Here is a 7,310-nt window from a genome sequence, read left to right on the forward strand (position 1 = left end):
AGATGTCCTCCTTTTTTATGCAATAAAAAACCTATTAACAGCTTACCACATGGATAAGTCATCAACAGGATAAATTATAGAGCCAAAATAATCATTAGAAAAGACACCAGATAAATTTATCTGGTGCCTTTTATTGTTATTTAAAGTGTATTTAAGAAGGGAAATGAATTTTACAAATTAAAATTCTTTGTTCAAATCAACAGGAGTATCAGCCTGCTCGCCATTGATTAACTTCAAGTTGTTATCAAAGGCTTTAATAACCATGTTGCGCACAGCGTGAGTAGTGTAGAAAGCCGTGTGTGGTGTTACCAAAACATTTGGCCGTGCGATTAAATCAGCTAAACGCTTGTCAGGGAAATCTTTGCCACTGAAGTCGCTGTTGAAAATACCAACTTCATTTTCGTAAGTGTCCATTACAAAGCCAAAGATCTTGCCTGAGTCAAGACCACGAATAACTGCGTCTGTGTCAACTAATGGACCACGAGAAACGTTAACGATAACAACGTCGTCTTTCATCTTTTTGATTGAGTCGTCGTTGATCATGTGGACATTTTCCGGAGTATCAGGAACGTGAAGTGAAATAACGTCAGACTTAGCATATAGCTCATCCAAGTCATCAACGTAGTAGCCCTTCTTTTCTAATTCTGGGTTCTTGAAAATGTCATAGGCAATGACTTTAGCGCCAAAGCCTTCCATAATTCTCATGAATACTTGACCAATGTGACCAGTACCGATAACACCAACTGTTTGGTCACGTACTTCACGACCGATTGTTGGTGCCCAACGTAAATCATGCTTAGCAATTTTTTTGTCCATTGCCTTATCTTGACGTAAGACTCTGGCAGCTTGAATAGCAGCGTGTTCAGCAATTGCATCAGGTGAATATACCGGAACATTAGTGATCTTAAAGCCTAATTCTTTAGCCTTTTTTAGGTCAATGTTGTCAATACCAACGTTACGGATTGACCAATTATGAATGCCTAATTTATCTAAAGCTTCAATAGTATCAGCCTTGTAATCTAGTTGCTGGTAAGTTACAACACCATCAGCACCCTTAGCTAATTCAGCTGTTTCAGGGGTGAGAAGTTGATCAGTAAAATCAACATCAACATCCTTGTGAGCTTCCTTCCATTCATGAACGTATGGTTCTTCGTCTTTACGAATGGCGTAAGCATAAATTTTAGTCATAAAATCTAACCTCCAAAGATTATTATTGTTGTCTCTTGTGCTATTATACACTTGCTTAACTAGATTTAAAAACATAAAATTGTGAAAATAATATTTTTATCAAAATGGCGTTCTATTAGTAATCGCTTACAATAATATGGCACAAGGACTCACGCTTAATCAAAAAAGTTACAAGTATTTTTTGTATAGATAGTGAAAAAAATAACAGCAATTTCACCTCAATATGATCACCTCAAACTTGGAAATGGAAAAATCAGGGTGACAGAAGTTTTGTGTCCCAGCTAAAAAACTATATAATGAAAGAAATGAATAAAAAGGAGCAGAAAATGATCTTAATTTCGTGGAATATCGACTCATTAAATGCAGCTTTAACCGGAACTTCTTCTCGTGCAGTAGCAACACGCAAAGTTTTAGAAAAAATACATGCTGAAAATGCTGATATAGTTGCAATTCAAGAAACTAAATTACGTTCAACTGGACCAACTAAAAAACACATGGAAGTATTGACAAAAGAATTTCCAGAATATGATATTGTTTGGCGTTCATCAGAAGAACCGGCACGTAAAGGTTACGCTGGAACCATGTTTTTGTATAAAAAAGAACTCAAGCCTCAAGTGACTTATCCTGTAATTGGTGCACCGGAACCGATGGATCATGAAGGCAGAATCATCACTTTGGAATTTCCTGAGTATTTTGTCACTCAAGTATATACGCCAAATTCTGGCAATGGCCTTAAGCGTTTAAGTGAGCGTCAAGTCTGGGATGAAAAGTATATTAATTACTTGGAAAAATTAGATCAAGAAAAACCGGTTTTGGCTAGTGGCGATTATAATTGTGCTCACCACGAAATTGATCTGAAGCATCCTGACACTAATCACCATTCTGCTGGCTTTACTGATGAAGAACGAGCAGATTTTACCCAATTGCTTAAAGCCGGTTTTACAGATACATTTAGAAAACTCAACGGCAATGTTGAGGGAGTCTACTCATGGTGGGCTCAAAGGGTAAGAACTGCAAAGGCTAATAATTCCGGCTGGAGAATTGATTATTGGCTAACTAGTAATAGAATTGCAGATAAGGTTAAGCGTTCTGAAATGATGGATACGGGAGAACGTGCTGATCACTGCCCAATTTTATTGGCAATAGATTTATAAGTAGTTGAAAAAAAGGGATCCAGATGGTTGGGTTTCTTTTTCTTTTGTGTAAAATAATTTTGAGGTGATGAGTATGAATGAGCCCTTGCAAGACGCCATTCTTAATGGTCTGTACGACCCTAAATATCCCGGTCATGAATTATTAGGACCGAAACTGCTGCAAAATAATAAACAGGAGAATATTTGGCTGACGCTGCGCCAAGAGCTGCTTAACTGTCAAAATTTTACTTGGGCTGTAGCCTTTGTTACTCAAGATATGCTCGTTCCCTTTAAAGTAGTTATGGCAGATTTAGCTAAGAAAAATATCTCGGGTACATTAATTACGGGTGACTATTTAGGATTTAACAATCCCAAAGTTTTTCGTGAGTTACTTAAAATTCCCAACTTGACAGTTAAAATTACGCCGCAAAGCGGATTTCATGCTAAAGGTTATCTCTTTGAACATGAGGACTGGCAAACTTTGGTTATTGGCAGTGCTAATTTCACCCGGTCGGCTTTACTTAGTAATTACGAATGGGCCTTAAAAATCAGCTCAAAAAATAGTGCGACGCTGACAGAGCAGATTGCCAGGCAATTGCATGAGTTAAAGAATGATAGTTTGCCATTATCTGAAAGCTGGATAAGAGAATATGAACAAAATTGGGTGAAGCCGCAAGTGCAATCTCAAGTTCATGTTAGTGAAACAACTAAAATTGTGCCAAATAAGATGCAAGAAGAAGCACTGCAAGAATTACAAGGCTTAATTAAAGACGGACAAAAGCGGGGTCTGGTAGTTTCAGCTACTGGAACTGGCAAAACCTATTTAGGAGCATTTGCTGTCAAAGATTTTAACCCCCAGAAGTTTCTTTATGTAGTTCACCGTGAACAGATAGCTAAAAAGGCTTTAAAAAGTTTTCACCAAGTAATTGGTGGGAATTTAGCCGATTATGGTCTGTTAACTGGGCACAAGCACCAGATTGAACGCAAATATGTTTTTGCCACCGTGCAGACTTTAAGTCAGCCTGAAGTACTTGCTAGTCTAAGTGCAACAACTTTTGATTACATTTTGATTGATGAGGCCCATAGGGCAGCTGCACCAAGTTATCAGCGCATTTTTGCCAAGTTTAAACCGCAATTTTGGCTGGGAATGACTGCCACTCCGGAAAGGATGGATGACCAGGATGTATACCGCCTCTTTGACTATAATTTAGCTTACGAGATTCGTTTGCGCGAAGCACTGGAAGAAAAAATGCTGGCTCCTTTTCATTATGTAGGCGTTGCAGATTATGAGGTTGATGGTGCTACGATTGACGAAACCACTAACTTGCGCAGACTGCTGGCGCCAGAGCGTGTTGACTATGTTTTAAAGCAGCTGGATTATTACGGTTATTGTGGTTCTCAAGCTAAAGGATTGGTTTTTTGCAGCCGCCAAGAAGAAGCGCGTGAATTAGCGCAGGCCTTTTCAGACCGTGAACATCCAGCTATCGCCTTAACTAATGAAGACAGCGAAAAAAGAAGGCTGCAAGTAGTTAAGCAGCTGGAACAAGGACAAATTGATTACATTATTACCGTTGACCTCTTTAATGAAGGAATTGATATTCCGGCTTTAAACCAGATCATTATGTTGCGTAATACGCAGTCCAGCATTGTTTTTATCCAGCAGCTAGGCCGCGGTTTGCGTAAATATCCCGGTAAAGACTATGTCACGGTCATCGACTTTATTGGTAACTATAAAAATAATTATTTAATTCCAATTGCTTTAAATCAGGATGACAGCCGCTCGCAGGATAAGGCACGCGAGGAAAGCTTGCTTCCCAGCTTTATTGATGTTTCAACGATTAACTTTAGCCAAATTGCCTCTGCTAAAATTTTGGCTTCACTTGATCAGATTAAACTGGATAGTATTAAGGAATTGCGACAGTCATACCAGGAATTGGCGGAAAAAATAGGGCGTCCACCCCTGTTATTTGATTTTTACCGTTATGGCTCAACTTCACCCATGGTATTTGCCAATAATCATAGCCTTGAGCATTATGGTGAATTTTTAATAAAAATGGGCGAACCTGTGAAGCTAAGTCGGTATGAGAGTGCTGTTTTATCCTTTGTTACCAAAGAGTTATTGAATGGGAAAAGACCGCATGAACTGCTACTCTTGCAACTGCTTTTAGAAAAAAAGCAGGTTAGTCAAGAAAAATTTGAACAAGCCCTGCATGATTATGGTGCTTACGTTAATGAAAAAGTGTTAACTTCAATTGAAGATATTCTTTCTCTAAGCTTTTTTGACATCAAGCAGGGAAAAACAACTAAAAAAGAACAATATGGCGGGCAGCCACTTGTAGTTAAGGCAGATTTATTAGATTATGCGTTAGCACCTAAATTGGCACAATCTCTTTTGCAAAATGAAACCTTTAAAAAACTTTTTACTGATGTTATCAAAACCGGCTTGGCATTGAATCACAAGTATGATAATCAGAAGCAATTTACTCTTTATGAGCAATATGACCGTAAAGATGCCTGCCGATTATTAAATTGGCCGTTAGATGTTTCCGCTCCGATGTACGGCTATCGTGTGGATGAACATGAGACCCCCATTTTTATTACTTACCAAAAAGATTCAAAGAAAAAACGCAACGCTTTATACCATAATACTTTGGAAGATGGCCGCTGCTTGCTTTGGTATACTCGCACGCCCCGTCATATCAACTCCGCCGAGGTACAAAAATTACTTAATACGCCCCAGATGAAGCTATTGCTGTTTGTTAAGAAAAGTGATGCAATTGGCAAGCAGTTTTACTACTTAGGTCAAGTGCACATTCAAAAGGACACAGTCAAAGAAGAATTGCTGGGGCCGAAGAAAAAAGCAGCGGTAGGGATGAATTTGTTGCTGGAAAAGCCGTTAAGTACGAAAATGTATGAGTTATTATTTGATGAATAAAAAAAGTCTAAGAATTGATTTTCTTAGACTTTTTCTGTTGGCTTTAGCACTTTAAAAGAGAATATCATAGAGTTTTCTGCCAGGTAGCACAAACGATTAATTAAAAATATTAAATAAAGATTAATTAAATCATTTAATTTGGCAATATCGTGTTAAAATAATAAGAAATTTATAAGAAGGTTTAATAAAAAGGAGGTAATAAAAATGGCAGAACATGACCTTAAAAACGCGGATCAAAGTAAAGCAATTCATAGTATTCGTCGAGAACATCGAATTAACAGAGTCGCTTTACCCCTTGCGGTCTTTTATGTATTCTATTTAATGTGGACAGTCTTAACAGATTTAGGCTTATTTCTTAGAATTGTTACAGTCGCATTTTTTATTACACTTGTCTATTTTACTATCTCTGGGACTATGTATTTGAGTGACAAAATAAAAAAGAAACGCGAAAAATGATTTTCAATGTTAAAAACTTTAATAGAAAAGGCTAATAAATCACATTGGTAAATGTTGACTTATTAGCCTTTTGCGCTATAACTATTCAATTTTTAAAGTGACGAAACGTTGTTACAACCTTTTTGAACAAGAACCTAGCGTTCAACAAAAGTATTAGGTTTGATATGCTGTAAAATTTCGTAACCTACATCTTTTTCGTCATTTTCATTATCATCAGTTTGATTTAAAAACATGACGATACCGTTTTGGTTATCGGCAGTTAATTGCATCCAGGTGCCAAAATGTTGCCCCATAAAACTGCCATACGCATTTTTGATATTGTCTTTATTATATAAGTACAGTCCACCAGAGTAGTTAATTACCTTACTCTTTAGGTGAGTCATGTAGTAATAATCGTCTTTACTTAAAATAGAGCCGTCCGCTAATCCAACTTGGATTTTATAATATTCTTCTGGAGTTGAAAACAGATTGCCCGCACCCGGAATTTGAGAAACTAGACTTTTCTTAAGATAAGTAGCATTTTGATAATTTTTACCTCCGTTTGAATAATATGAAATGGGATCTGTCATTGTTTTAGGGATGTTTTGATAAAGGTATGTATTTTGTAAATTCAACTTATTAATAATACGAGTCTGCAGATTTTCTTCATACGACTTGCCTGTAACCTGTTTGATAATACCGGTCAGAAGAATGTAATTGCTGTTATTGTAATGATAATTGCCAATTTCATCGGATGATGAAGCATTAATATTATTGATTACCCACTTGATAGCATTATCTTCAGAATAGTTAAAGCCGCGATCTATTTCTGTACTAGTAGCCATAATACCTGAGGTATGAGTTAACAAGTTGCCCACTGTGATGCTATCAGCGTTTTTAAGATTGGGATACCAACGCGAGATCTTAGTGTTTTGGGTAAATTCCTTATTGGTTCCCTTAGTTTCATTAATTAGTTGGACTACCATTGCTGCAGTTACTACTTTTTGCAGAGAAGCTGTTGGGTAAACAACTTTACTGCTGCCATTACCAATTCTTTTGCCATACCAAGCATAGCCGTAACTGATTGTTTGTGGTACTCCGTCTTTTACAACCGTAACTATGCCGCGTACATGATGCTTTTTAAAAGTGTTTCTGACAAAATTGTACATTTCAGTTTGTTTATTAGTTGTCGTTGCTGCTTTAACTTGATGGGCACTAGTAACAAGGGGCGTAGTAGCCATAAATAAAGCGGTTGTCAATGTCATAATTTTATGCTTCAAGATAATTTTTCTCCTTAGAAATATAGTAGTATTATAAAACTTTTAAATTAATAAAAGTATGCGAAAGGGTTAAAATTACTTAACAAACTTAATAGCCTTTGTAAATTTGTAAAATAGCCAAAATAGATATTGAAAATGGATGATTAGAGGAGAAATAAGCAAAAATTTCAATAAAAAGTCTTAGATACATAAGGGCTTATTGACAGAGTGAGAAAAAATATCAAAAAAGACTTGCAAAAAGGAGAAATACTTGTTAGTATTAATAACTGTCGTCGGGCAATGAGCCGCAAGGCAAGAGGAGCCAAGGGGCGACAAAAAAATCGAGCAAAACCAGTTGAC

Annotated in this window: 5 protein-coding genes; 3 read left to right on the plus strand and 2 right to left on the minus strand. The window is 36.9% G+C overall.

Annotated features, from left to right (window positions below; translation table 11 throughout):
* Positions 1 to 177: 177 nt before the first annotated feature.
* The gene (locus tag H3T47_RS09095; RefSeq protein ID WP_199283246.1) at positions 178 to 1,188 is read right to left on the minus strand and encodes a D-2-hydroxyacid dehydrogenase; all 1,011 of its coding nucleotides are present in this window, start codon (positions 1,186 to 1,188) and stop codon (positions 178 to 180) included.
* Between the two features lie 326 nt (positions 1,189 to 1,514).
* Here H3T47_RS09095 and H3T47_RS09100 point away from each other — a divergent pair, with 326 nt between their 5' ends.
* The 3 genes from H3T47_RS09100 to H3T47_RS09110 all read left to right on the plus strand — a co-directional run bounded on the left by H3T47_RS09100 (position 1,515) and on the right by H3T47_RS09110 (position 5,712).
* Positions 1,515 to 2,342 (plus strand): exodeoxyribonuclease III, encoded by an 828-nt coding sequence (locus tag H3T47_RS09100; protein ID WP_199283248.1) that lies wholly within the window; start codon positions 1,515 to 1,517, stop codon positions 2,340 to 2,342.
* 73 nt (positions 2,343 to 2,415) lie between these two features.
* Positions 2,416 to 5,256 carry a DUF3427 domain-containing protein gene (locus tag H3T47_RS09105; protein ID WP_199283247.1) on the plus strand — a complete coding sequence of 947 codons (2,841 nt, stop codon included), beginning with the start codon at positions 2,416 to 2,418 and terminating at the stop codon, positions 5,254 to 5,256.
* A 204-nt stretch (positions 5,257 to 5,460) separates the two neighbouring features.
* Positions 5,461 to 5,712 carry a hypothetical protein gene (locus H3T47_RS09110; RefSeq protein ID WP_046326546.1) on the plus strand — a complete coding sequence of 84 codons (252 nt, stop codon included), beginning with the start codon at positions 5,461 to 5,463 and terminating at the stop codon, positions 5,710 to 5,712.
* A 134-nt stretch (positions 5,713 to 5,846) separates the two neighbouring features.
* On the opposite strand, the gene H3T47_RS09115 is transcribed toward H3T47_RS09110, so the two are convergent.
* Positions 5,847 to 6,932, minus strand: coding sequence for a serine hydrolase (locus tag H3T47_RS09115; protein ID WP_233335898.1), 1,086 nt, complete (start codon positions 6,930 to 6,932; stop codon positions 5,847 to 5,849).
* Between the last annotated feature and the right edge of the window lie 378 nt (positions 6,933 to 7,310).

It is taken from the genome of Lactobacillus sp. W8093, assembly GCF_016100925.1.
GTDB classification, from domain to species: Bacteria; Bacillota; Bacilli; order Lactobacillales; family Lactobacillaceae; genus Lactobacillus; species Lactobacillus helsingborgensis.

Excerpts from the sequence above, each read along its gene's own strand:
- H3T47_RS09095 (WP_199283246.1), bottom strand. The coding sequence starts at position 1,188 with ATGACTAAAATTTATGCTTACGCCATTCGTAAAGACGAAGAACCATAC.
- H3T47_RS09100 (WP_199283248.1), top strand. The coding sequence starts at position 1,515 with ATGATCTTAATTTCGTGGAATATCGACTCATTAAATGCAGCTTTAACC.
- H3T47_RS09110 (WP_046326546.1), top strand. The coding sequence starts at position 5,461 with ATGGCAGAACATGACCTTAAAAACGCGGATCAAAGTAAAGCAATTCAT.
- H3T47_RS09105 (WP_199283247.1), top strand. The coding sequence starts at position 2,416 with ATGAATGAGCCCTTGCAAGACGCCATTCTTAATGGTCTGTACGACCCT.
- H3T47_RS09115 (WP_233335898.1), bottom strand. The coding sequence starts at position 6,932 with ATGGCTACTACGCCCCTTGTTACTAGTGCCCATCAAGTTAAAGCAGCA.